The sequence below is a fragment of the Ferrovibrio sp. GW821-FHT12F09 genome, from assembly GCF_058806775.1.
In genome coordinates, this window is record NZ_JBXAPZ010000001.1 from 248,988 (window position 1) to 273,419 (window position 24,432).

Consider the following 24,432-nt stretch of genomic DNA (forward strand, 5'->3'; position numbering starts at 1 on the left):
CGCCAATGAATCCTGCAGCGGTGCCGCAGTCACGTCAGATCACTTGGATCGGGACGCGCGCACCCGCGCGATGTTGCCGGCATAGGCCGACGGCCCGCCCTGGAAGGTGGCGGTGCCGGCCACCAGCACATCGGCACCGGCATCGACGGCAAGCTGTGCCGTCTCGGCATTGATGCCACCGTCGACTTCCAGGTCGATAGCGCGGCCGCTCTTGTCGATGGCGGCGCGCAAGACACGAATCTTGTCGAGCTGGGTATGGATGAACTTCTGCCCGCCGAAACCGGGATTGACGCTCATCACCAGCACAAGGTCGACCATGTCCAGCACGGCAAGCGCGGCTTCAACCGGGGTGCCAGGGTTAAGCGACAGGCCGGCCTTCTTGCCCAGAGAGCGGATGAGCTGCAGCGTGCGATGCACATGGGGACCGGCTTCCGGATGCACCGTGATGATGTCGGCGCCGGCCTCGGCGAATTGCGGGATGAAGGCATCGATGGGCGAGATCATCAGATGCACGTCGAAGGTCTTACTCGTGTGTTTGCGCAACGCGCCGACCACGCTCGGCCCGATGGTGAGATTGGGCACGAAATGGCCGTCCATCACATCGATATGGATGTAATCGGCACCGGCCTTGTCGATGGCGACAACCTCGGCGCCCAGTTGGGCAAAATCAGCCGAGAGGATCGAGGGGGCGATTCGGGTGGCTTGCTGCGGCATGGCACAGGCGTAGCAAATTTGACCGCTCCCGCCAAGCAAGGCACCGGGAACAGCCGGGGCACGGGTCGGCGATAACGCTCCGATTCGCCTGCCCGATTCCACCCTTTCGGGCGAGTCGCTCGACTATGCATCCCCCGGAGGCTAGAACACGCCCATGTCCGAAGCCCCAGACCAGACACCCCCCGCCCCGCCCTCAGCCCGCCGCGTTGCCGCCAGCCTGCTGGACGGTGTGCTGGGTCATGGTCGGGCCCTGGATGATGCGCTGCTGGACGGCAAGAACGGCTTCCGCGACCTCTCCGACCGCGACCGCGCCTTCGTGCGCCGGCTGGTCGCCACAGCCTTGCGCCGCCGCGGCCAGATCGACGGCACCCTGCGCAAATTCCTCACATTGTGGCCCAAGGGGCTGCCGCGCGAAGCCATGCGGCTCGGCGCCGCCGAACTGCTGTTTCTCGATGCGCCGGCCCATGCCGCTGTCGGCGAGGCCGTCAACCTCATGCATCCCGAGCAGAAAAAGCCGCGCGGCCTGATCAACGCCGTGCTGCGGAAGGTCGCCACCGAGGGCGCCGCCATTGTGGCGCAGCTGGATGCGGCCAAGGCCAACACACCGGACTGGCTGTGGCAGAGCTGGATCAACGCTTACGGCGAAGACACCGCGCGCGCCATTGCCGCCGCGCATCTGAACGAAGCGCCGCTGGATATCTCGGTAAAAGAGGACGCTGCGGGCTGGGCTGAAAAACTCGAAGCCGAACTGCTGCCGAGCGGCAGCCTCCGCCGCACTGCTGCCGGCGGCGTCGAAAGCCTGCCTGGCTTCAGCGAAGGCGCCTGGTGGGTACAGGATGTCGCCGCGACCCTGCCGGCAAAGATGCTGGGCGATGTGGCCGGCAAGTCGGTGGCCGATCTCTGCGCCGCGCCGGGCGGCAAAACCGCGCAGCTGGCGGCGATGGGCGCTGCCGTCACCGCTGTCGACCGTTCGGCGCAGCGGCTGCGACGGCTGGAACAGAACATGGCGCGGCTTGGCCTGCAGGCCGATGTGGTCGCTGCCGAAATCGCCGAATGGAACACCACGCGGCAATACGATGCCGTGCTGCTGGATGCGCCCTGCTCGGCCACCGGCACGATCCGCCGCCATCCCGATCTGCCTTATCTGAAAGACGAGACCGATGTGATGAAGCTGGCCGAGTTGCAGCGCCGGCTGATCGCCAAGGCCTGGAGCCTACTGAAACCCGGCGGGCGCATGGTCTATTGCGTCTGCTCGCTGCAGCCTGAAGAAGGCGAATACCAGATCGGTTATCTGCAGGCCCTGCAGGGCGCGACGCTGGTGCGGGCCGATGCGGCGAAACTGCGCCTGCCGTCGGAAGCCGTGGCCCATGACGGCGCGCTGCGCACCCTGCCCTCGATGTGGTCGGGCCGCGGCGGCATGGACGGCTTCTTCGCCGTCGCGCTGCAGAAGAACGTCTAGGACCGCGGCGGCTCGACGATCAAACCGACCAGACGCCGCACCAGCGGAAAGACGAACAGCATGGTGGGAAACGCCACGATCCAGGACAGGCCCCAGGCCTGCATCCATTTCTCGACCACGCCGGGCGTGAAGCCCACGCCATTGAAGGTCGAAATTCCCGAGACAATGAAGGTCATCAGGAAAGACAGCGCCAGCGGCATGGCGACCAGATTGTAACGGGCGGGCAGTTTCTTTTGCATCGGATGTCCGGTTCGAGGGGGCAGGCGATGTTTAGCGCATCGCCTGCCCTGCAGCCAGAGCCGGATCAATCGAGCAGCGTCTTCATCACCTTGTAGAGTTCGGCCTTGGCTTCGAAGCCGACACCGGGAATCTGCGGCAAAGACACATAGCTGTCGTTCACCGCGATGCCATCAGCAAAGCCGCCAAACGGCTTGAACACATCGGGATAGCTTTCGTTGCCGCCCAGATGCAGCCCGGCAGCAATGTTCAGCGACATCTGGTGGCCGCCATGAGGCACCACGCGGCGGCTGGACCAGCCATGTTCTTTCAGCACATCCAGGGTGCGCAGGTATTCCACCAGGCCATAGCTGAGCGCGCAGTCGAATTGCAGGAAATCGCGATCCTTGTTCATGCCGCCGAAGCGGATCAGGTTGCGCGCATCCTGATGCGAGAACAGGTTCTCGCCGGTGGCCATCGGTTTGTCGTAATGCCGGCCCAGCTCGGCCTGCAGGGCGTAATCCAGCGGATCGCCGACCTCTTCATACCAGTAGAGATTATAGGGCCGGATGGCGTTGCCGTATTCGATGGCGGTCTTGATGTCGAAGCGGCCATTCACGTCGACGCAGAGATTCTGCCCGTCGCCGACGATCTTCAGTACGGCCTCGATTCTCTTTAAATCGTCGGCCAGCGGCTCGCCGCCGATCTTCATTTTCACGACACGGTAGCCGCGGTCGCGATAGCTTTTCATCTCGTCCTGCAGCGCGCCCAGATTCTTACCGGGATAGTAGTAGCCGCCAGCGGCATAGACCCAGACCTTCTCGTCGGCGACGCCGCCGCGATAGCGGTCGGCCAGCAGGCGCCAGAGCGGCACGCCGGCGATCTTGGCGACGGCATCCCACACCGCCATATCCAGCGTGCCGACGGCGACCGACCGCTCGCCATGGCCTCCGGGCTTCTCGTTGCTCATCAGCGTCTTCCAGATCGCAAACGGATCCAGATTGTTGTTGGCCGTGTCGATCAGCGTGTCCGGCTTGGCGTCCGTCAGGCGCGGCAGAAAGCGTTCCCGCATCAGCGCGCCCTGGCCATAGCGGCCATTGGAGTTGAAGCCGAAGCCGACGACAGGCTTTCCATCGCGCAGCTGGTCGGTGATCACGGCGACCACCGAGCAGGTCATCTTGGAAAAATCGATATAGGCATTGGCAATCGGCGAGGCGATCGAGACGGTTTTTTCGCGGACATCGACAATACGCATGGGAAAGGCGGGCTCCTGTGAGAAGGCCCGCATCTAGACATGGACAGCAGACCACCGCCAATGCCAGATTCAGATACTGTTATTCACCCGGGGCATGAGCCTTATGGAACTGAACTGGCTGGAAGATTTCCTGAGTCTGGCGGAAGCGGGCAATTTCAGCCGCGCCGCCGAGGCCAGGCATATGACCCAGCCGGCCTTCAGCCGCCGCATCCGCGCGCTGGAGGACTGGGTTGGTGTCGGACTCTTCGACCGCTCGGCCCAGCCGGTGAGACTCACGGCCGCCGGCGAGCAGTTCATGCCCACCGTGCGCGACACGCTGCGACGCCTGGCGCAGGGCCGCGAGGAAGCGCGCCAGGCCGAACAGGCGGAAACCGCAACGCTGACCTTTGCCGCCACCCAGGCATTATCGCTGACCTTCTTCCCGGACTGGCTGCGCGGCCTGGATATCGCCGCCAAGCTCGGCGCCATCCGCCTGATGTCGGGCAGCATGCTGGCCGGCGAGGAAGCCCTTCTGCAGGGACAGAGCCAGTTCCTGCTGTGCCACGGCCATGATGCGGTGGCCAACCGCCTGCCGCCGGACCGTTTCCTGTACCGCCGTCTGGCACAGGACCGGCTGTTACCGGTTTGTGCAGCGGATGACAGCGGCAAGCCGCGCCATGCTCTGGATGCCGCGTCGCAGGCCCTGCCCTATCTGGCCTATGCCGAGGATTCCGGCCTGGGCCGCATCGTCACCGCGATGCTGGGCCGCCGCGAAACCAGTCTGCCGCTGCGCGTCAGTTTCATCGCGCCACAGGGCACCGTGCTGCGCGCCATGGCCCGTGATGGCCGCGGCATCGCCTGGCTGCCGCAGAGCCTGATCGAGGAAGATCTGGCCAGCCTCCGCCTGGTGCCGGCTGGCGGCGAGGCCTGGACCATCCCGGTCGAGATCCGGCTTTACCGTCCGCGCGAACGCGGCACCCGCATCGCCGAGGATTTCTGGGCAACCATCCTGCCGTCAGAACTGGACAAGGCCTGACACACCGTCCCACAGCAGCTTGCAGGCGGTGACGATCAGCAGGCCGTAGCAGATGCGATAGAGCTGGCGCTGGTCCAGCCGTTCATGCAGGCGCCAGCCGGCCCAGACGGCGAGCGGAATCACCGGCAGGCAGCAGGCCATCAGAATCCAGATCTCCGGGCCCGGTCGCGCCAGCCACAGCCAGGGTCCGGCCTTGGTCATGTTGGCCACCGTGAAGAACAGGCTGGTGGTGCCGGCCAAAACCATCTTGGGCAGACCCAGCGGCAGCAGATACAGGGCGAGCGGCGGTCCGCCTGCATGCGCCACCATCGTGGTGATGCCGGAACAGAAGCCCGCCAGCATGCCTTTCGCCGGCTGCCGCGGCTGCACCCGCACCTCGCCGCCGCCCCTGAACCACAGGCCGGCGAACAGCAGCGTAATCAGCGCCATGGCAATTTCGATCAGGTGGCGATCCAGCACGCGCATCAGCACGGTGCCCGCCGCAATGCCCAGCAGCAGCATCGGCAACAGCAGCTTCGCATCGGGTTTCGACCAGGTGTTGGGCTTCCAGTAGCGCAGCGCAAACAGGTCGATGACGATGAACAGCGGCGCCAGCAGCGCGCCGGCCATGATCGGATCGAGACCGAGCGAAAGCAGCGGGATGCCGACGATGGCAAAACCGCCGCCGAAGGCGCCGCGCATGAAGGCGATCAGGAACACGCCACAAAGCGCAAGGACGAGGGGAAGAATCTCCGGGAGCATCGTCAGACTGCTTTAGCAGCCGGAATGGCGATGCGCATCCGCTGAATTGTCAGGGGGCAATGCGGCGCGGCTTACGCCTCGCGCAGATCCAGTGCGACGGGGGCGATCTGGTCGGCGAGGTAGCGCGCCAGTTCGGCGCGGCTTTTGGGATTGCGCAGGATTTTCTCGTCCTGCGGATTGGACAGGAAGCCGGTCTCGATCAGCACCGAGGGGAGCGCCGGCGAGCGCAGCACGGCAAAATTCGCTGCGCGCATCGGATTCTCCAGCAGTTCGACGCGGCGGCCGACGCCGGTGACGATGCGGCGCTTGGCGCTGAGCGAGGCATTGTGGCCATGGCGACGCGCCAGATCGATCAGGATGGCCGCCGTCTGCTTGTCAGTGGCGCCGGCATCGAAGCCGTAGATCGCGTCGACCTGGTTCTCGCGGTCGGCCAGCCGGCGGGCGAAGTCGTCCGTGGCCTTTTCGGCGCGGGTATAGGCCGACAGGCCGCGGGCACCGCGATTGGGCGCCGCATCGGCATGGATCGACAGGAACAGGTCGGCGCTTTTCTCATGCGCGAAGGCGACGCGGCTGGGCAGCGGAATATAGCTGTCGCGTTCGCGGGTGATGAAAACCTTCAGGTTCGGATTGCCCGCCAGGGCCTGCCGGATGCTGAGGCAGATCGAGAGCGTGACATCTTTTTCTTCCGTGCCGGTGACGCCGATGGCGCCGGGATCGCGACCGCCATGGCCGGGATCGAGCACGATGACGGCAGGCGGGCGCGGCGGCACCGGCTTCGGCGGCGCGCCATTGCCGGCCGGCTTGCGGCCGGGCAGCGGCGCGGCACGGTCAGCCGCCAGGCCCAGACCGGGCAGCGCACTGCTGCCGAGCAGGCCGAGAAGCGAAGAGATGACGAGGCGCCGTGAATACATGCCGGTTTCCGACCAGACGAAGCGGTCAAAACGAATTCTGTGCCCGCGCGAATCGGCGGGGATGCGGCGGACGATAGAATCCGCCAGACTCCCGTGCAAGGAAAGTCCGCGCGGCCAAAGCTGTCAGGAGATGGTGAAGGCTTCGTTAATGGGTCGGTCGCCCGGATTCAATCGACCGTGTATTTGGCGCGGACGTCGTATTTGTTGCCCTTGACCCAGCCCTCGATCAGCTTTTCCAGCGCCGAATTGGGTTTTTCGGGCAACACCACCTTCAGCTTCACATACTGGTCGCCGCGTTCATCGCCCTTGCCGGGGAAGCCGCGACCTTTCAGCCGCAATGTGGTGCCCGAACTGGCGCTTTTCGGCACCGCGACCGCCACCATGCCATCGATGGTGGGCACCGGAATCTTGGCGCCGAGAATGGCCTCGTCGATGGTGACCGGCAGCTCCACATGGATGTCGTCGCCCTGGCGGGTGAAGAAGGCATGCGGCTCGACCGTCACTTCAATGAGCGCATCGCCGGCCTCGCCGCCATGCCGGCCGCCATCGCCCTGATGGCGCAGGCGGATCTGCTGGCCATCGGCAAGGCCTGCCGGAATGGCGACATCAAGCTGCTTGCCATCGGGCATGGTGAGGCGGCGCTTGGTGCCGCGCGCCGCATCGAGGAAACCGATCTTCAGATTGAAATGGCGATCCGCGCCGCGCAGCGGTCGGCTGCCACGGGCACCGCCGAAGCCTCCCGCACCGGCACCGGCCGCGCCGGCGCCACCGCGACCGCGCCGCATCTGGCTGAAAATCTCGTCAAAAATGTCTTCGGCGCCGGTACCGTCAAAGCCGGAGAAATCGCCGGTGCCACCACCGAACGGGCCACGCGCCCCACCGGGGCCGCGGCCACCGGCATTGGGATTGAAGCCGGGGCGGCGCGGCTGGCCGGCCGCATCGATCTCGCCGCGATCGAATTTGCCGCGCTTGTCGGCATCGCCGATGATGTCATAGGCAGCGGAAATTTCCTTGAACCGCTCGGAGGCCTTTTCATTGCCCTGGTTGCGGTCCGGGTGAAATTCCTTGGCCAGCTTGCGATAGGCCTTGCGAATATCGTCCTGGCTCGCCGCACGGGCAACGCCGATCACCGTATAGGGATCACGCATGGCGATGCATCCTGACGCTGACGCGGCTCATGGTTTGGCCTCGCCGGCCGGCTTCGGCTCGCCATCCTTAGGCTCATCGGCCTTCTGCTCGTCCGTCTTGCTCTCGCCGCCGTCGAAGATATCGGGGATCGACACGCCGCCACCCGACGCCAGCGCATTATAGACGCGCGCGAAAAAGCCCGGCCGTTCCGGCTGGGATGACGCCGGTGTCTCAGCGGGCGGGACGGCGGCAGGCTCTGACGCCGGCGCCGTCACGGCCTGTACCGCTGGCGGTTCGGCGGCAGGCGGTTCGACAGTAACCGGTGCTGCGGCAATCGGCGGCGGCAGACTGGGCACAGCTGCCGGGGCCGGCGCAACAGCCGAGGCCGTGGTGCTTTCGGTCTTGTCGTCGGCTTCGGCGGCCTGCGGTCCGGCGAGGCGGAGGCCGGAAACCAGCGGCGCCGTCTCCTCGGGCTTGCGCACCATCTGCGACAGCCGGTCCAGCGCTTCGGGCTGGCCGTTCTTGGCCGCGAGATTGTACCAGCCGAGCGCACGCGGCTCGCTCTTCTCGATGCCGAGGCCCAGCTCGAACATCAGGCCGAGATTATACTGCGCCACCGCATGGCCCTGGATGGCAGCGGCGGCAAACCACTTATGTGCTTCCTCGTAATTGACCGGCACGCCCTCCTCGCCCTGCAGATAGATCGCGGCGAGATTGGCCTGGGCGCGCGAGAAGCCGAGTTCGGCGGCGCGGCGATACCAGTCCATGGCCTTCTGGATGTCCTTTTCGACACCCTGGCCCCAACGGTAGAGATGGCCGATGTTGCGCATCGCGGCCACATCGTTCTTTTCAGCGACTGGCAGCCACTGGGCATAGGCAGCAGCATAATCGCCGGCCTCGTAGGCGCGCACGCCGGCCGTGAAGTCGGCCCGCGCCGGCCCAGGGACCAGTGCAGTCGCCAGCAGAACCTGCGCGGCCAGCGCGGCCGCCGCAAGGTTGCCGGCCGGACGCAACTGCCGTCGCGACGACGCCACTACGCTATGCATGATCTCAGCCGTTGACGACCTTCCAGCTGCCGTCGGGCTGGCGGCAAGCGGTGCCGAAGGCCTGCTCGGTCTTGCCGCCCACGGTCACCGACTGCTGGAACTCGCGGCAATAGTCGCCATTCGACGCCGTGCCTTCGCGGGTCGGCGTCACCGTTCCGGCATTGCCGCTGTCGGGATTGCGCCAGGAGATCGGCTGGCCGATCGGCGCCGTCGCGGCCTTCTGGCTGGCCTGTTCCATATGCGCCTTGTCGGCCTTGTCGAGCGACGAGCCGACCTGGTTGCCCAGATAGGCGCCTGCCAGCGCGCCGGCGGCCACGCCAACCAGCTGGCCGGTGCCCTTGCCGAACTGCGCACCGAGTACGGCGCCACCGATGCCGCCGAGCACGGTGCCGATATTCTCCTTGTTCATCTCCGGGCCCTGGCCGTTCTGGCAGGCGGCAAGGCTGAGGGCGGCCAGCAGGGCGGGCACGGCCAGGAAACGGGAAAGACGGGTGTTCATAGGATCCTCACAGGCAAACCGGCGGCGCGGCTTCGCGGCCGAGTCCGGTATCTACAGTATATTGGTCGGGTTTGGTGCGCCGCAAGACGGGCGGGCGGCAGACTCGGGCGGGCGAAACCGAAAAAAGGCCGGCAGAAACAGCGTCCTGCCGACCTTTATGGTTAGGGAAGTCTTACCGCTTAGGATTTGCTGAAGAAGTCCAGCGTCGAGAACAGCGGGGCCGGCTCGTCCGCCAGCTTGGCGGCGTCGAAGGTGTCCAGGCTGTTCGACTTCATGATCGAACGGATGGTGCGGATGTAATCCGGGCCACGCACCGAATAGCGATGCAGGGTGCCGGCCAGCTGGTAGCTGTCGAGACTGCCGCGGTCGCGCATGTTGGCGCGCTTGTCGCGGAATTCGCGATAGCTGGCCTTGGAATTCAGGTTGCGCATATAGGCGGCGACCGAATGCTCCAGGCTCTTGAAGCGCTGCACTTCATAGGTCTCGCCATCGGGACGGTTTTCCGGCACCAGGCCGCTGCCCGGATTCCAGGTCCACATGCCGAAGACGGCATTGCCCATCAGTGCGAAGCGCGATGTGCCCCAGCCGGATTCTTCCACCGCCTGCGCCAGCGCCAGACCCGGCGGCACCACGTCGACGCGCGCGATCAGTTCATTGATGTCGGCATCATCGACACCATACTGCTCGGCCATCTGCTCGATCCACTGCTGGTCGCGCGCAGAAACAGCTGTGCCGAATTCATTGCGCTTGCGCAGCTGCTGCAGGCGGTCGCGATCGGCGACGATGCGCTCGTTCTCGCGCAGGATATGCGGCAGCATCACCTTCAGGAAGGCGCGCTTGCGCTTCTCGGTCAGATTGACATCGGCGATATCGACCGGCAGCGAAGCCAGGAAAATGCGCGGCACTTCCACCTGGCCATTGGCATTGCGCAGTTCGGCCAGATCGAAGCCTTCCTGCTCGAAGCGACGCAGCATGGCATCGACGGTGCGATCGGAGTCAGCGCGCAACGCCGTGCGATACGGCGAGAACTGACGCACTTCCGCGATGCGGCGCGAGGCTTCGGCCGCGCTCACGGCAGGCTGTTCTTCGGTAATTTTGGGTGCAACGGGGCGCACGGCATCGGCCACGACGCTGCGCGGCTCGATCAGCGCACGCCAGTCGAGCTGCGCCACCTGGCGCAGGCGATCCCAGGCGTCATGCACGCCTTCGCCCAGCGAGGCCTGCTGCACCTGCATGTCGGGGACGCGCGCGAGCTGGCGGCTGGACAGCAGCCCCACCCCCACGCCGGAAACCAGGCCGACGGCCAATAACAGACCGAAACCGGCAACAATCAGACGTACGTCCGATCCAATGGCAAGCAACCGCCTATCGCGATGTGCCGTCATGGGTCAAACCTCCACAGTTATCAGCGCCAAGCCCACGACACAGCCGACATAACTTCGTCGGACCGCGCCGGACGCTGCCCTATGTGCGATCCCCCACCAGGAAACGCAGTGAACTCACCGAAAACGCGGTGAACTGCCGTTAGTTCCTGCAACCCCAGGAAACCAGCGGCGATGAATACTCAGACAGCCCGAACTTCCGATACCTCGGGCACGTAATGCTTCAGCATATTCTCGATGCCGTAGCGCAAAGTTGCCGTCGAACTGGGGCAACCGGAACAGGAGCCCTGCATCTGCAGGTAAACAATCCCCCGCTCGAATCCGCGGAAGATAATATCGCCGCCATCCTGGGCGACCGCGGGACGCACCCGCGTATCGATGAGTTCCTTGATCTGGACCACGAGCGGCGCATCGGCCGGATCGTAGGTCTCTTCGACGCCGGCACTGCCAGCATCGGCATTCATAACCGGCAGGCCGGCCATGAAATGCTCCATGATGGCGCCCAACAGGGCCGGCTTCAGCTCGGTCCAGTCGCGCGCATCGGGCTTGGTGACGGTAACGAAGTCGGCGCCCAGGAAGACGCCCTCGACCCCGGCCACCGCGAACAGGCGGGTAGCCAGTGGGGAAGCCTTGGCGGCCTCGGCATCGGTGAAATCAACCGAACCGAAATCGCCGCCCAGGACATCGCGTCCGGGCAGGAATTTCAGGGTCGCCGGGTTCGGCGTGGTTTCGGTCTGGATGAACATTCTTGATGTATCCGTGAAAGGTGGACTGGAAATTGGTTGGGGGGTCCGCAAATATCAAGGACGAAGGTCATGGCAAAACTGTGTTCCAGCAATTAAGTTGCGTGCGCTGCACAATAATTGGAAGAATTTAAACCGATGTGGATAAAACTGCGGGTTGTCCCCAGGGCTGTGGAGCGATGAGCATCCCGGCAGAGGGGGTGGCGCGTCTGCCGAGCTGGCCCGATTCGCGGCTTGTTCTCACCCCGGCAGCCCGCTGGCTGGTCGATCATGATGGTCAGGCGATGCCGATCGCCGACCTGATCGAGGGATTCTGTCGCCATCTGCTCGACGAAGGCATACCGCTGCTCCGTCTGATGACCGGCCTGCCCTCGATGCACCCCCAGACCTATACGCGCGGCTTCGTCTGGCAACGGGATGTGGGAGTCACGATGGGCGAACGGCCCCACGGGATCACCAAGACCGCCGAATACCTGAACAGCCCGATCGCCGTGATCCACCAGGGCGCCGCCGCCATCCGCCGGCAGATCGAGCTGCCCGACACGCCGCTGGATTTCGAGATCCTGCACGAGCTGAAACCGATGGGGGTGACCGACTACCTGATGCTGCCCATGCGGTTCACCCAGGGACCGGGCATGGGCCGCGAGGCCGGGCAGAATGTCTCCTTCATGAGCTTCGCCACCGACAAGCCTGGCGGATTCCGGCCCGAGCATCTGAGCTACCTGATGGAGCTGATGCCGCTGATCGCCCTGCGGATGGAGCTGGAAGCCTCCCGCCGCATGACCCGGGACCTGCTGACCACCTATCTGGGCCATGGACCGGCCAAGCGGGTGCTGAACGGCGCCATCCAGCGCGGCCAGGGCTATGAGGTGGAAGCCGCCATCCTGCTGTCGGACCTCCGTGGCTTCACCGCCTTTTCGGACCGCAACACCGCCACCGAGGTGGTGGCGACCCTCGACCGCTATTTCGACGCCGTGGCGGCCCCGATCCAGGCCCATGAGGGCGAGGTGCTGAAATTCATCGGCGATGGCCTGCTGGCCATCTTCCGCGTCGAGGAAGGTAATACGCGCGAAGCCGCCTGCCGCCGCGCGCTGATCGCTGCCGAGTCGGCCTTTGCCGGCCTGCATGAACTGAACCAGGGCCGCGGCATTGCCGGGGCGCCGCCGCTGCGAGTCGGCATCGGCCTGCATGTGGGCAAGGTGGTGTTCGGCAATATCGGCGCCCGCGACCGTCTGGATTTCACCGTGATCGGCCGTGCCGTGAACGAAGTGTCGCGGCTGGAAGCCCAGACCAAGGCGGTGGGGCGCCCCCTGCTGGCCTCGACCGCCTTCGCCGCCGAGATCAACACCCCGGGCAGCAGTCCCGGGCAGCGGCTGGAGCCGCTGGGCTTCCATGTGCTGCGCGGCGTGCGCGAACCGCAGGAGCTGTTCGGTCTGCCTGCGGAGCGTCTGGCGGGCTACGAAGACTAGATTTCCGGTAACGTCGGGGGGCCCGGCGCGTTCTGGGCTTGTCGCGGCCCGCGCGCGACGCCAGAGTCCGCCATGTCATGACCGCCCTGCCGCCCGCCCTCAAGGACGATGCCCGGCTCAGCTATGCGCTGAGTTGCTGGCATCGCTGGCGCGGCACCAACCGCTATCCGGCGCGCGCCGATATCGATCCGCTCGACCTGAAGCGCCTGTTGCCGAACCTGTTCCTGGTCGAGGTGGAACCCGACGATCATCGCTTCCGCTTCGTGCTGTCCGGCGAAACCGTACGTGAGAATCTCGGCTTCGAGCTGAGCAGCCGCTATCTGGAGGACCTGTTCCATGACGACCAGCTCGTCCGCATCGAGGCCAGCTATCACCTGGTGCTGACCGGGAATGCCCAGTATGCCATGCAGCACTGGGAACGGCGTGGCATGCCCGTCATGCGGTTTCAGCGCCTGCTGCTGCCGTTGTCGAGCAACCGCCACAACGTGGACCTGATCTTCGGTATCGCGCTCTACGACCGGCTTGAGGGCCATGACGGCAACCCGATTGATCACATCGGCGACCCGGTCAAAGTGAGCATTCTCACCGAGCACACCATTCCGCTGGATGTGCCGCCGTAAAACGATAGCCTCAGTGCATGGTCACCGCAGCGACCACCTCCTCGATGCGATGGCCATCGGGATCGTCGACGAAAATCAAGTCAGCCGGTCGATCTGCTCGTCGGTGAGGCTGCCCGGGATCACGGTGAGCAGGAAGCTCAGCTGCCCCGCCTTCTGACCGGCCAGTTCGCTGACCAGCGGACCCGGACCCTCGCCGCCGGGTGCCGCAGCCAGCACCAGCATGCGGATATCGGGATCTTCATCCACCAGCTTCAGGATCTCGTCTTTCGCCACACCCTCGCGGATCACCAACTCGGGCAGCAGACCGGAGTCCTGGTTGACCTGTTCGGCCAGCTTCTGCAGCAGGCCTTCAGCCGCATCATGGGCTTCCGAGCGCATGATCTCGGCCACGCCGGCCCATTGCTGGAAATCCACCGGCGACACCACGCGCAGCATCACCACGCCGCTGCGCACATTGCGGGCGCGGCGCGTGGCATAGCGCACGGCAACACGCACTTCCGGCGTATCGTCGACGACGACCAGGAACTTGCTGCGCCGGCGAGCCTCGGCGGCGGACGGGCTTTTGGTTTCACTCATCCCGGCAAGGTGCCATCGCTGACGGCTGGAATGCAAGCGGCCAGGACAGCGCGGTTAACCGGCTAAAGCGGTGGCTGCGCCGCCATGAATGCCTGCGCTTCCTGCTGCAGCCACCGGGCAAAGGTCTGCGCTGCCGCGGAACCGGACTGCGGCAACAAGGCCATGTAATGCCGGCCGGTCGGCGCGAAACCGAACGGTGCGAGCAGGCGGCCGCCCTGCATGTCATCGGCGACGAGATGCCAGAAACCGATGGCAACGCCGAGTCCGGCCATAGCCGCCTCCAGCATGAAATAGACATGCTCGAAACTCTGGGCCTCCAGCGCCGGCGGCGTGGCAAGGCCATGGCCGGCGAACCATTCGGGCCATGCATCCTTGCGCGTGGCGGTGTGCAGCAAGGGCGCCTGCAGCAGCGCGGCCGGCGTATCGAGAGGGCAGCGCTGCAACAGCACCGGTGCCAGCACCGGCCCCGCGAATTCCGCAAAGAGCGGAATCGCCACAACTCCGGCAGGCCAGGGTCCGCTTCCGACGCGGATCGCCAGATCGAAACTGCCCTGCGCCAGCGCGATATCGCTGTCCGATGTCGTCAGCCGGACGATCAGCGCGGGATGGGCGGCCTGAAAGCGATGCAGCCGCGGGATCAGCCAGCGCATGGCAAAACTGCCGAAGCTGGACACCGCGATATCGGTGGAGGCCTCCGCGCGCAAGGCATCGACGCCGCGCGCAATCCGGTCGAAGGCATCTTCCAGCACGGCCATCAGATGCGTGCCGGACGGAGTCAGCACCAGGCGGCCACGATGGTTTTCCAGCAGCGACAGGCCCAGCTCTGCCTCCAGGCCACGCACCTGCCGACTGACGGCACCATGGGTGACGCCGAGGAGATCGGCGGCGCGGGTCATGCTGCCCTGCCGGGCGGCGGCCTCGAAACTGCGCAGGGCATTGAGGGAAGGCAGACGGCGACGCATGACTCTTCCTGTGAGTTTAAATCACAGGAAGACGGAAAAATGATCGTTTTTCAACCTATAAATTGCCAGATATCACTGCCAACGGCGTGATGCTGGATCACGCAGAACCCAAGCAACAAGGCTTTCCGTCATGCCCTTTATCCGCACCCTGGTCCGCCGGGGCACCCTGCCCGCCCGCAAGCGCGCCATTGTCACCGGCATTCACCAGGCCCTGGTCGCCGCCATCGGCATGCCCGCCGACGAGCTGTTCAACGCCGTGCAGGAATACGGCGATGACGATTTCTTCTATGACCGCAGCTTCAACGGCATCGCCCGTTCGGACGACCTGGTGGTGGTGGAAATCACCATGCGGCGCGGTCGCAGCGACGCGATGAAGCGCGATCTCTATGCCGCGATTGCCGCCAATCTGGAGAAGGATGCCGGCGTGTCGCCGCGCGACGTCTTCATCTTCACGCACGAAAACGACTATTCCGACTGGTCGGTCGGCAATGGCAAATTCGCCATGGCAATCGTGCAGCAGCGCGGCAGCGACAGCTAAGGCGCCGGCTTATTTCTGCAGGATATTGATGATCTCGTAGATCTGGGTGCGCGAACGCTCGACGTAGAATCCCATCGAGCCCAGATGATTGGGCAGGATCACCGCGTCAGGCTTCGCATTCCACACCACCAGCGGCTTCAGCCCGGCAGCGGCGGCGAATGACGCCAGCATCTGGTCCCAGGTGCCGACCAGTTCGCGGTCGCGCACCAGATTGGGATAGTCCTGCTTCAGCTCGCGCAGGATCAGGTAATAGGCGTACATCTGCCCTTTGACGCTGTAGAAGACATCGTCGGCTTCCCAGTCGATGACGGTATTGCCGCCCTCCTGGATGCGGCGGTCAATCGCCGCCGAAGCCGAGCCAATATCCAGCGCGATGCGCTCCAGGGTCGCCTGCAGATTGTCGGCGCGGCGCTCGAACACCGCCTGGCCGGCGCCAAGGCGGGTGTTGTAACCGAGCAGGGCCGAACGCGCCTTGCGATACTGGTCTTCCGACTTCGCGGTCGGCAGCAAGGACGTGGAGAAATCGAAAATCCACTTGGTGCCGGAATACTGCAGCAGGCCGGCGGCCTCCTGCAGGTCGCGGTCGGTCTGGCTCGACCCGCGGGTGCGGCCGATCTGGTCGACCAGCTGGAAGGCGAAACGGCCCAGCGCGTGAATCATGCCGAGCTGGTAGTTCGGCATGTTGTCGAGCATCGAGCCTGGCATGAAGAAGGGATCGTTGGCGACCCAGCCGTTGCGATTCACTTCGCGGTCGATGAGAGAGGCCGCCATCGCCACCGTGCGGCTGCCGCCAGCGGGCAGATCGGCGGCCGGAACGGCGTAATCCATGCGGTCGTCAATCTTGTGGGCGATCAGCATGCCGACCGGATAATACAGGCCGAACACCAGCACGACGGAGATGATGCTGACCGGCAGCCAGCGGGCGCGCAGCCAGGCTTTGAGGGAAGAGCCGGTCGTGGTGTCGTCAAGCATGGGGATTCGGCCAGAAAAAGGACGGGAGGCACCACCAATGTGGGCCCGCCGTGGCTGTCATTCAAGATGCCGCGATCAGGGCCGCAGGAACCAGCCCACGCCCTACGGACGTAGGAACCCGACCGTGTCGTAGACTTCGGCGATCACCGGCGCCGACAGGGCGCGAGCCTTCTCGCCGCCTTCGCGCAGGACGCCATCGACATAGCCCGGGTCGGCCGTGAGACGACGCATCTCTGCTGTGATCGGACCGAGTACAGAAACCGAAGTCTCGGTGAGGAGCGTCTTGAAAGCGCCCCAGCCCTTGCCGGCCGTGGCCGTCACCGCCTGCTCCAGCGTCTGGTTCGACAGGGCGGCATAGATGCCCATCAGGTTCTGTGCTTCCGGACGGCCCTCCAGGCCTTCAACCGTGTCGGGCAGCAGATCGGGATCGGTCTTGGCGCGCTTGATCTTGTCGGCGATCTGGTCGGCGGTGTCGGTCAGGTTGATGCGCGCCTGGTCGGAGGCATCCGACTTCGACATCTTCTTGGCGCCGTCGCGTAGGGACATCACGCGCGTGGCCGTGCCGAAAATCTGCGGCTCGGTGAGCGGGAACATCTCCTTGCCGTAGTCGTGGTTGAACTTCTGCGCGATATCGCGGGTCAGTTCCAGATGCTGTTTCTGGTCTTCGCCGACCGGCACATGGGTGGCCTTGTAGGCCAGGATGTCGGCGGCCATCAGCGCGGGATAGGCATAGAGACCGAGCGAGGCATTCTCGCGGTCCTTGCCGGCTTTTTCCTTGAACTGGGTCATGCGATTCATCCAGCCGAGCCGCGCGACGCAGTTGAAGATCCAGGCCAGGGTGGCGTGATCGGGATTCTGCGACTGGTTGAACAGAATGTTCTTCTTCGGGTCGATGCCCGAAGCGATCATCGCCGCCGCCAGTTCGCGGGTGCTGTTGCGCAGGTCGTCGGCATTCAGCAGCGACGCGGTGATCGCATGCATGTCGACCATGCAGAAGATGCACTCGTATTCGTTCTGCAGCGCGACCCAGTTGCGCACCGCGCCGAGATAATTGCCAAGATGGAGATTGCCGGTGGGCTGGATGCCCGAGAAGATGCGCCGTTGGAAGGCCATGACGGTCCCTGTGACGATGGGGCGGTGGAAGACCCCGGTTGCGGGAAAATTTAAAGCGCGCCGGTTATCGCCGGGCGCCGGCATTCCGTCAATAGCTGCCGGTCACCCACGACGCAGGATCGCCCGCCATTCCGACGGACGGCTGGCGCCCAGCAGCAGGATCGATGCCAGGTAGGTGACCATGCCGCCGCCGACCAGCACCGCCAGGGCGGAAACGCGCATCCAGAAACCGCCGGCATACCAGGGCGGCAGCACCACGCGATCCAGCGCCACCAGCACGGCGGCCATCGCCACCGAAGCGATCAGGATGCGCAGGGCGCGTCCGCTGAGGCGCGCGTCGCTGCGCCAGTGACCGCGGCGATGCAGCGTGTAGAGCAGCAGAAGGGTATTGGCGCTGGCGGCCAGCGCCGTGGCCAGCGCCAGGCCGACATGGGCCAGAAACGGCATCAGCGCCAGGCTCAGTGCAATGTTCACCGCGATGGTCACCAGCGCCAGCTTGACCGGGGTGCGCGTATCCTGGCGCGCATGGAAGGCCGGCGTCAGGGTGCGCGACAGCACGAAGCCCGGCAGGCCGATGGCATAAGCCAGCAGCGTCATCGCCGTCTCCTGCGCCGTGACCAGATTGAACTCGCCGCGCTGGAACAGGATCGAAATGATCGGGAACGGCACCACCAGCAATGCTGCCGCCGATGGCAGGGCCAGCAGCAGGCCGAATTCGATGGCGCGGTTCTGCGTGTAGGTGGCCGCCTTGTGATCGTCGCGCGCCAGCTGGCCGGCCAGCGTGGGCAGCAGCGCCGTGGCGATCGCGGCGCCGACCACCCCCACAGTGAGCTGGTTGATGCGGTCGGCATAGAAGAGATACGACACCGCGCCGGCCGGCAGCAGCGAGGCGAGGATCAGCCCGACCATCAGGTTGACCTGGGTGGCCCCGGCGCCCAGGGCGGCCGGCAGCACCAGGCGGAACAGGCGGCGCACCTTGTCATTGATCACCGGACGACGCAGGCGCAGCGACAGGCCGGCGCGGTGGGCATCCCAGGCGAGCCAGAGGAACTGCAGGATGCCACCGACCAGCGTCGACCAGGCCAGCGCATAACCGGCATTGGGCACATAGGGCGTCAACCAGAGCATGCCGGCGATCATCACCAGGTTGAGCAGGATCGGCGTCGCCGCCATGGCGAAAAAGCGGCCCAGGCAGTTCAGCACCGCGCCGTAAAGCGAAGCCAGGCTGATAAACAGCAGATAGGGAAAGGTGATGATGGTCAGCGTGACCGACAGCGGGAAGCGCAGCGGATCATTGGCAAAGCCCGGCGCCAGCACCAGGATCACCAGCGGCATGGCGATCTGCGCCACCAGCGTGAAGCCAAGCGTGACCAGCAGCAGCAGGGCAAGCGCCCGCTCGGCGAAATTCTGCGCGGCAGCGCGGCCTTCCTTGGCCTCCGTGCGGCTGAACAGCGGCAGGAAGCCGGCGGTGAAGGCGCCTTCGGCGAACAGCGAGCGGAAGAAGTTCGGCAGCCGCAACGACACGAAGAAGGCGTCGGCAATCGGACCGGCGCCAAGATAGCGCGCGATCAGCAGGTCGCGCACGAAACCGGCGATGCGGCTCACCATGGTGAGGCCGCCGACAGTGGCTATGGCGCGAAACAGGGACATGGAGGCAGACGGCCGCTCCGTTGCAGGCGCGGCGAGTATAGGCAAGGCCCTGGCAACGCACCACTCTTTCCCAACGCGCCTGCAGGCCGCTGTGACCAGCGACACGTTCCAGGGGCGATCAGGGCAAGCGGTTGCCGCTCACTTCACGGCTTCGACATGCAGCGACAGCGGTGGATGCGTGGCATCGAAGAAATCGGTATCGCGCAGGATGGCCAGCCGCGACTGCCCATAGCCGGATTTCTCAGCAACCGCGAAACCGGCAGCCTTCAGCATGCCGGTCAGCTTGGTGCCGTTCAGCCATGTCTTATGATGCTTCGGCCATTTGCGTACCATTTCGAGCGGTATGCGGGCGCAAAGGTTGTCCAGGGCCGCATAGGGATCGCCGGCGAACAGCGCGCGGACTTCCTCCGATGAAACCTTTTCGATGTCGTTGCCCTTGTGATGGGCGCTGATCGGGCCGGCGAAGGTCATCAGCAGCGCCTGCTCAAGTCCGAACGGCAGCGGCTTGGTCGGATGGCCACTGCTGGCATAGCGGAAGAACTGGTCGTCCTTCCGGCGATAGGCATCGAGGTACAGATCGATATCAGGCGTCGTGATCCGGATCACCCCACCTTTCTTCAGGGTTCGGTGGGCTTCCCGAAACATGGCCGCGTTGGTCACGTCATTCAGATGCTCGATCGTATGCGAACTGTAGATGGCCTCCAGGCTGTCATCGGCAATGGGCCAGGGCTCGCCGGAGGTCAGGTCGTGGGCAATATGGGAATGCAGCGACTTGCCATAATCGGCGCGCGGGTTATCCAGGTTGTGCCACATCGGGTGGCTCCAGTTGCCGGCGCCGATATTGAGATAGCGCGGGGTGCTCGGGCGAGTGTCACCACCATAGAGATAGAACTTCGGGTCTTTGCGGTGCCGGGCCAGCTGGTATCCGGTCGTCTTGGCCAAGACCTTGTTCAACACTGCCTTCATAACCCTTAAGCCTTTCCTGATCCGACACGGTCAGGGTTGCCCGCATAACTCAGCACGCCGCCACAGACCGTCTACTCAAGGTCGCAAAATACTGCGCCATCTATGAATTGGCAATTATGGGGACCAAGACTATGGGCGAATTGTGACCGTGGACGGCTCAAAACCCCATGTCGCCCTGGGGCGAGCCTGCGCCGGTCAGGCGGCCTTGGCGGCTGCGGCGGTCTTGGCGGCCGGCTTGTCCTCGGCCGGGCTGATCTTTTTCAGCAGATGTTTTTCGATCTGCAGCAACCGGCGCTTGTCGGTCAGCTTCATGCCGGTGAGATCCTGCACGTAGAAGACGTCGACGGCGCGTTCGCCATAGGTGGCGATATGGGCCGAGCCGATGGTGAGATTGAGATCGTAGAGTCCGCGGGTCACGTCATAGAGGAAGCCCGGCCGGTCGCGGCCGTTCACCTCGATCACGGTGTAGCGGTTCGACGCCGTGTTATCGACCAGCACGCGCGGCGCCACCTTGAAGACGCGGGTGCGGCTGTTCTGGCCCGGCTTTTCGGTGGCAATCGCCGAGCGCAGCTTGAGATCGCCGGACAGCGCGCGTTCGATGGCGGTGGCGAGCTTCTTCAGCCGGTCCGCCTTGTCGAAAGCCGCGCCGTCCATGTCCTGGATATAAAAGCTGTCGAGCGCCATGCCGTCATTGGTGGTGAAGACCTTGGCATCGACGATATTGGCCCCGACCGAGGCCATGGCACCGGCGACGCGCGCGAAAAGCCCCGGGTGATCGGGGGCATAGAGCGTGAATTCGGTGACGGCGCGGAAGCGGTCGGCCCGCGTAGCCGTGGTCAGCGTGCGGCCGGCCGTATCGGCCTCGCGCATCAGCTGGGCATGGCGCAGGATCGCGTCGGCCTCGTTGGAGTACCAGTAATTCTCGTAATGACGCTTGAGCAGGCGATCGATATCGGCCTTCGGCCAGCCGCTCAGGCCCGCGCGCACCTTCTCCTTGGTCTCGGCGATGCGCTGGTCGCGGCCGCGGCCGGCGAAACCGCCCGAGAGATATTCCTCGGCGCGATAATACAGCTCGCGCAGCAGCTGGCCCTTCCAGCCGTTCCAGATCGTCGGGCCGACGGCGCGGATATCGGCGACCGTGAGGCAGAGCAGCAGCCGCAGGCGCTCCGGGCTCTGCACCAGCTGCGAGAAATCCACCACGGTCTTGGCGTCGCCCAGATCGCGCTTGAAGGCGGTGGCCGACATGGCGAGATGCCAGCGCACCAGCCAGGCCACCGTTTCGGTTTCCGCCGGCGACAGGCCGAAGCGGGGCCCGAGCTTCTCGGCCACCTTTTCGCCCAGCATGGAATGATCGCCACCACGGCCCTTGGCGATATCGTGCAGCAGCACCGCGACATAGAGCACGCGCCGCGACAGCACTTCCTTGATGACGTTGACAGAGAGCGGGTGATCTTCCTTCAGCGCGCCGCTTTCGATCTGCGACAGCAGGCCAATGGCGCGGATGGTATGCTCGTCCACCGTGTAGGTGTGGTACATGTCGTGCTGGGTCTGCGCCACCACGCGGCCGAAATCGGGCACGAAACGCCCGAGCACACCAGCCTCGTTCAGGCGGCGCAGCGTGGTTTCCGGATCCTGCTTCGAGCACAGCATGTCCATGAACAGCCGGTTGGCGTCCGGATTGTTACGGACCTTGCCATCCAGCAGCTTCAGATGCCGGCGCACCAGGCGCAGCGCTTCGGGATGAATGTCCAGCCCATGCTGCTGCGCCACATGGAACATTTCCAGCATCTTGATCGGCTGCTTCTCGAACAGATCGGCCTTGCCGGCATTGAGCCGGCCGTTATCGGCCTCGAAGCCATCGAGCTGCTTGGGCCGCCGGATCTTGGCGCGGAACGCCGCCAGTGGCTTCTTTTTCTTGTGGCGCTCTTCCAGCGCGGCGGCGAAGATGCGCGTCAGGTCGCCCACTTCCTTGGCGACCAGATAATACTTCTTCATGAAGCGTTCGACATCGCTGCGGCCCGGCCGGTCGGCATAGCCCATGGCCTTGGCGATCTCGACCTGCATGTCGAAGGTCAGGCGTTCCTCGGCGCGGTTGGCCAGATAGTGCAGATGGATGCGCACGGTCCACAGATATTCCATCGCCTGCACGTAAGAGCGCTGCTCTTCCGGCAGCAGCAGGCCGCGCAGCACCAGTTCGCTGGCGTCGGTGATGCCGTAGACATATTTGTTGATCCACACCAGCGTGTGCAGATCGCGCAAGCCCCCCTTGCCTTCCTTCACATTGGGCTCGACCACATAGCGCGAGTCGCCCATGCGGCGATGGCGCTCGTCGCGTTCGGCCAGCTTCTTCTCGATGAAATCCGAACCGCTCTTGGCGACCACGTCGTTCTGGAAGCGGGTCTTCAACTGCAGCGCCAGCTCCTGGTCGCCCCAGATCCAGCGCTGTTCCAGGATGGCCGTGCGGATGGTGATGTCGCTTAAGCTAAGGCGGATGCATTCATCCACCGAGCGCGTGGCATGGCCGACCTTGAGGCCGAGATCCCACAGCAGGTAGAGCATGTATTCCACCACCTGCTCGCCCCAGGGGGTCTGCTTGTAGGGGAACAGGAACAGCAGATCGACATCGGAGAACGGCGCCATCTCGCCGCGGCCATAGCCGCCGACGCCGACGATCGAGAGCTTTTCCGCCGCCGTCGGATTGGGCAGGCGGTAGACCCGGTTGACCGTGAAGTCATGCGCCAGCCGGATCACCTGGTCGGTGAGGAAGGCCAGCGACTGGCGCGTGGCCAGCGCCGGCGTGCCGCTTTCGAAACGATCGCGCACCACCTTGCGGCCCTGGGTCAGCGCGGCCTTCAGCAGCACCAGCGCCTGGGCACGTTGTTCCTTGCTGCCATGGGTACCCTCGCCGCCCAGCGCATCGAGCTGCAGCGTCAACGCCTTGCGGTCGATGATCTGGCGCGGATCGGGAATCAGGGGCCGGAAGCTCATACCTGCTTATATAAGGCGTTTCGTTACAAAGCCCTATATTCAGACCGACTGGAAATTCACCATGCCACCGCCATCGATCACCATGGTCTGGCCGGTCATGAAACTGCCGGCAGCGGAGCCCAGGAACACGGCGGCCCCGGCGATCTCGTCAGGTTCGCCGATGCGGCGCAGCGCATAGCCTTTCGTGGCTTTCTTCGAGATCTCGGGGTTTTCCCATAGCGCCCGGGCGAAATCGGTGCGGATCAGGCCCGGCGCGATGCAGTTGGCCCGCACATTCTGCGGCCCCCATTCGACGGCCAGGTTGCGCACCAGCTGCATGTCGGCCGCCTTGGAGATGCCATAGGCGCCCAGCGTGTTGGACCCGAACAGGCCGCCCACGGAAGAGATCACGATGATGGCGCCGTCGCCGCGCTCGGCCATGCCCGGCGCCACCATGTTGGCCAGCCAGTGATTCGACTTGATGTTGACGGCCATGATCTTGTCGAAGGCCTCGTCGGGGATGTCCTTCGACGGGCCGAAATAGGGATTGACCGCGGCATTGCAGACCAGGATGTCGACCTTGCCCCATTGCTTCACGGTGGCATCGACCAGCGCCTGCAGCTGCGCCTTGTCCGACACATTGCAGGGCACGACGATGGCTTCGCCGCCGGAAGCCTGGATCTCGTCCGCCACCTTCTGGCAGGCCTCGGCCTTGCGGCTGGTGACGACGACTTTTGCGCCATGCTCGGCCATGCGCAGGGCAATCGCGCGGCCGATGCCGCGGCTGGAGCCCGTGATCACCGCCACCTTGTCCTTGAGATCGAAAAGCGTGCCGCCCATGACGTTTCCCTGTCTTTTTTACGAGATGTTGCGGCAGCTTAAACGTTCGTCCGGGGCTATGGGAACCCACGGCCGCCGCCCCTATATAGATGCCATGACCTTCCGCAACGTCTTCATTGCCTTTGCCCTTCTGGTCCTGGCCGCCTGCAGCAGCGCCGAAACGACCGCGCCGCGCGTGGCCGTCTGGCAGGGCGAGCAGACCGGCCTTTTGTATATGCGGGTGCTGTCCGAACAGCCGTTGCGCGACGCCCGCCTGACCATGCCGGATGGCCGCCATGTGCTGACCCAGCGTCTGAGCCAGCCCGAAGGCACCGGCCGGACCGGCGGTGGCAACGAGAGCTGGAATCGCCCGACCGTCGGGGTCGGCGGCTCGGCCGGATCCAGCGGCGGCTTCGGCACCGGCGTTGGGATCAGCTTTCCCATGGGTGGCGGGGGCGGCAGCCGGCCGGCGGCCCAGGCCACCCAGGCCGAATTCGCCCTCACGCCGGACCAGATGGCGCAATACCGCGCCCGGCCGAAAGACTGGCTGCTGGAGCTGCGTTTCGACAACCGCATCGCCAGCATGGCGGCGCCGGCCCTGGCCCCGTAAGACGGACTCTGTCGGCAGAATCTGCCGCCCGGCAGGCTGCTGCCTCATTATATTTCCTGAT

24 protein-coding genes are annotated in these 24,432 nt (G+C 64.9%); 6 read left to right on the top strand and 18 right to left on the bottom strand.

Translation table 11 applies throughout. The features are described 5' to 3' along the window. Positions 1 to 39 precede the first annotated feature (39 nt). On the bottom strand, positions 40 to 714 hold the full coding sequence (gene rpe / locus AC1ROB_RS01320) for a ribulose-phosphate 3-epimerase (RefSeq protein WP_492972568.1): 675 nt from the start codon (positions 712 to 714) through the stop codon (positions 40 to 42). Between the two features lie 154 nt (positions 715 to 868). Here rpe and AC1ROB_RS01325 point away from each other — a divergent pair, with 154 nt between their 5' ends. Beyond that, positions 869 to 2,173 carry an RsmB/NOP family class I SAM-dependent RNA methyltransferase gene (locus AC1ROB_RS01325; protein ID WP_492972567.1) on the top strand — a complete coding sequence of 435 codons (1,305 nt, stop codon included), beginning with the start codon at positions 869 to 871 and terminating at the stop codon, positions 2,171 to 2,173. Here AC1ROB_RS01325 and AC1ROB_RS01330 read toward each other — a convergent pair. Beyond that, the gene (locus AC1ROB_RS01330) at positions 2,170 to 2,412 is read right to left on the bottom strand and encodes a DUF2798 domain-containing protein (RefSeq protein WP_492972566.1); all 243 of its coding nucleotides are present in this window, start codon (positions 2,410 to 2,412) and stop codon (positions 2,170 to 2,172) included. The genes AC1ROB_RS01325 and AC1ROB_RS01330 overlap by 4 nt on opposite strands. A gap of 65 nt (positions 2,413 to 2,477) precedes the next feature. Continuing rightward, positions 2,478 to 3,644, bottom strand: coding sequence for a mandelate racemase/muconate lactonizing enzyme family protein (locus AC1ROB_RS01335; RefSeq protein WP_492972565.1), 1,167 nt, complete (start codon positions 3,642 to 3,644; stop codon positions 2,478 to 2,480). A 94-nt stretch (positions 3,645 to 3,738) separates the two neighbouring features. Here AC1ROB_RS01335 and AC1ROB_RS01340 point away from each other — a divergent pair, with 94 nt between their 5' ends. Beyond that, positions 3,739 to 4,659 (top strand): LysR family transcriptional regulator, encoded by a 921-nt coding sequence (locus AC1ROB_RS01340; RefSeq protein ID WP_492972564.1) that lies wholly within the window; start codon positions 3,739 to 3,741, stop codon positions 4,657 to 4,659. Here AC1ROB_RS01340 and AC1ROB_RS01345 read toward each other — a convergent pair. From AC1ROB_RS01345 to AC1ROB_RS01375, 7 genes are all read right to left on the bottom strand, one after another. Next, complete coding sequence (locus AC1ROB_RS01345) at positions 4,639 to 5,400, bottom strand: sulfite exporter TauE/SafE family protein (RefSeq protein ID WP_492972563.1); 762 nt, start codon at positions 5,398 to 5,400, stop codon at positions 4,639 to 4,641. The two genes, AC1ROB_RS01340 and AC1ROB_RS01345, sit on opposite strands and share 21 nt — an antisense overlap. Before the next feature lie 71 nt (positions 5,401 to 5,471). Next, positions 5,472 to 6,311, bottom strand: a complete 840-nt coding sequence (locus tag AC1ROB_RS01350; protein ID WP_492972562.1) for an N-acetylmuramoyl-L-alanine amidase family protein — start codon at positions 6,309 to 6,311, stop codon at positions 5,472 to 5,474. 167 nt (positions 6,312 to 6,478) lie between these two features. Further along, positions 6,479 to 7,459, bottom strand: coding sequence for a DnaJ C-terminal domain-containing protein (locus AC1ROB_RS01355; RefSeq protein ID WP_492972561.1), 981 nt, complete (start codon positions 7,457 to 7,459; stop codon positions 6,479 to 6,481). A gap of 27 nt (positions 7,460 to 7,486) precedes the next feature. Continuing rightward, positions 7,487 to 8,485, bottom strand: coding sequence for a tetratricopeptide repeat protein (locus AC1ROB_RS01360; RefSeq protein WP_492972560.1), 999 nt, complete (start codon positions 8,483 to 8,485; stop codon positions 7,487 to 7,489). A gap of 4 nt (positions 8,486 to 8,489) precedes the next feature. Next, positions 8,490 to 8,984 (bottom strand): RT0821/Lpp0805 family surface protein, encoded by a 495-nt coding sequence (locus AC1ROB_RS01365; protein WP_492972559.1) that lies wholly within the window; start codon positions 8,982 to 8,984, stop codon positions 8,490 to 8,492. A gap of 179 nt (positions 8,985 to 9,163) precedes the next feature. Further along, the gene (locus AC1ROB_RS01370; protein ID WP_492972558.1) at positions 9,164 to 10,369 is read right to left on the bottom strand and encodes a glucosaminidase domain-containing protein; all 1,206 of its coding nucleotides are present in this window, start codon (positions 10,367 to 10,369) and stop codon (positions 9,164 to 9,166) included. 179 nt (positions 10,370 to 10,548) lie between these two features. Then, on the bottom strand, positions 10,549 to 11,112 hold the full coding sequence (locus AC1ROB_RS01375; protein ID WP_492972557.1) for a NifU family protein: 564 nt from the start codon (positions 11,110 to 11,112) through the stop codon (positions 10,549 to 10,551). A 176-nt stretch (positions 11,113 to 11,288) separates the two neighbouring features. On the opposite strand from AC1ROB_RS01375, the gene AC1ROB_RS01380 reads away from it, so the two are divergent. Both AC1ROB_RS01380 and AC1ROB_RS01385 read left to right on the top strand, forming a co-directional pair. Then, positions 11,289 to 12,578: an adenylate/guanylate cyclase domain-containing protein gene (locus AC1ROB_RS01380; RefSeq protein ID WP_492972556.1), complete on the top strand. Its 1,290-nt coding sequence runs from the start codon at positions 11,289 to 11,291 to the stop codon at positions 12,576 to 12,578. Positions 12,579 to 12,655: 77 nt separating this feature from the next. Further along, complete coding sequence (locus AC1ROB_RS01385) at positions 12,656 to 13,198, top strand: PAS domain-containing protein (protein WP_492972555.1); 543 nt, start codon at positions 12,656 to 12,658, stop codon at positions 13,196 to 13,198. Between the two features lie 75 nt (positions 13,199 to 13,273). Here the strand turns inward: AC1ROB_RS01385 and AC1ROB_RS01390 are convergent, their stop codons facing one another. Both AC1ROB_RS01390 and AC1ROB_RS01395 read right to left on the bottom strand, forming a co-directional pair. Continuing rightward, entirely contained in the window at positions 13,274 to 13,774 is a 501-nt protein-coding gene (locus tag AC1ROB_RS01390; RefSeq protein WP_492972554.1) for a universal stress protein, read from the bottom strand. Positions 13,775 to 13,836: 62 nt separating this feature from the next. After that, complete coding sequence (locus tag AC1ROB_RS01395) at positions 13,837 to 14,736, bottom strand: LysR substrate-binding domain-containing protein (RefSeq protein ID WP_492972553.1); 900 nt, start codon at positions 14,734 to 14,736, stop codon at positions 13,837 to 13,839. Between the two features lie 130 nt (positions 14,737 to 14,866). Between AC1ROB_RS01395 and AC1ROB_RS01400 the strand changes: the two genes are divergently transcribed. Further along, entirely contained in the window at positions 14,867 to 15,274 is a 408-nt protein-coding gene (locus tag AC1ROB_RS01400) for a tautomerase family protein (protein ID WP_492972552.1), read from the top strand. A gap of 9 nt (positions 15,275 to 15,283) precedes the next feature. Here the strand turns inward: AC1ROB_RS01400 and AC1ROB_RS01405 are convergent, their stop codons facing one another. The 6 genes from AC1ROB_RS01405 to AC1ROB_RS01430 form a co-directional block, all read right to left on the bottom strand. Further along, on the bottom strand, positions 15,284 to 16,246 hold the full coding sequence (locus AC1ROB_RS01405; protein ID WP_492972551.1) for a DUF2333 family protein: 963 nt from the start codon (positions 16,244 to 16,246) through the stop codon (positions 15,284 to 15,286). A gap of 102 nt (positions 16,247 to 16,348) precedes the next feature. Next, positions 16,349 to 17,359, bottom strand: a complete 1,011-nt coding sequence (gene trpS / locus AC1ROB_RS01410) for a tryptophan--tRNA ligase (RefSeq protein WP_492972550.1) — start codon at positions 17,357 to 17,359, stop codon at positions 16,349 to 16,351. Positions 17,360 to 17,461: 102 nt separating this feature from the next. Then, a complete protein-coding gene (murJ, locus tag AC1ROB_RS01415; RefSeq protein ID WP_492972549.1) occupies positions 17,462 to 19,009 on the bottom strand; it encodes a murein biosynthesis integral membrane protein MurJ in 1,548 nt (515 codons plus the stop codon). 138 nt (positions 19,010 to 19,147) lie between these two features. Beyond that, positions 19,148 to 19,975, bottom strand: coding sequence for a class I SAM-dependent methyltransferase (locus tag AC1ROB_RS01420; protein WP_492972548.1), 828 nt, complete (start codon positions 19,973 to 19,975; stop codon positions 19,148 to 19,150). Between the two features lie 195 nt (positions 19,976 to 20,170). After that, positions 20,171 to 22,963 (bottom strand): [protein-PII] uridylyltransferase, encoded by a 2,793-nt coding sequence (locus tag AC1ROB_RS01425; RefSeq protein ID WP_492972547.1) that lies wholly within the window; start codon positions 22,961 to 22,963, stop codon positions 20,171 to 20,173. A gap of 39 nt (positions 22,964 to 23,002) precedes the next feature. Then, the gene (locus AC1ROB_RS01430) at positions 23,003 to 23,782 is read right to left on the bottom strand and encodes an SDR family NAD(P)-dependent oxidoreductase (protein ID WP_492972546.1); all 780 of its coding nucleotides are present in this window, start codon (positions 23,780 to 23,782) and stop codon (positions 23,003 to 23,005) included. Positions 23,783 to 23,876: 94 nt separating this feature from the next. Between AC1ROB_RS01430 and AC1ROB_RS01435 the strand changes: the two genes are divergently transcribed. Then, positions 23,877 to 24,371 (top strand): hypothetical protein, encoded by a 495-nt coding sequence (locus tag AC1ROB_RS01435; protein WP_492972545.1) that lies wholly within the window; start codon positions 23,877 to 23,879, stop codon positions 24,369 to 24,371. Positions 24,372 to 24,432: the final 61 nt, after the last annotated feature.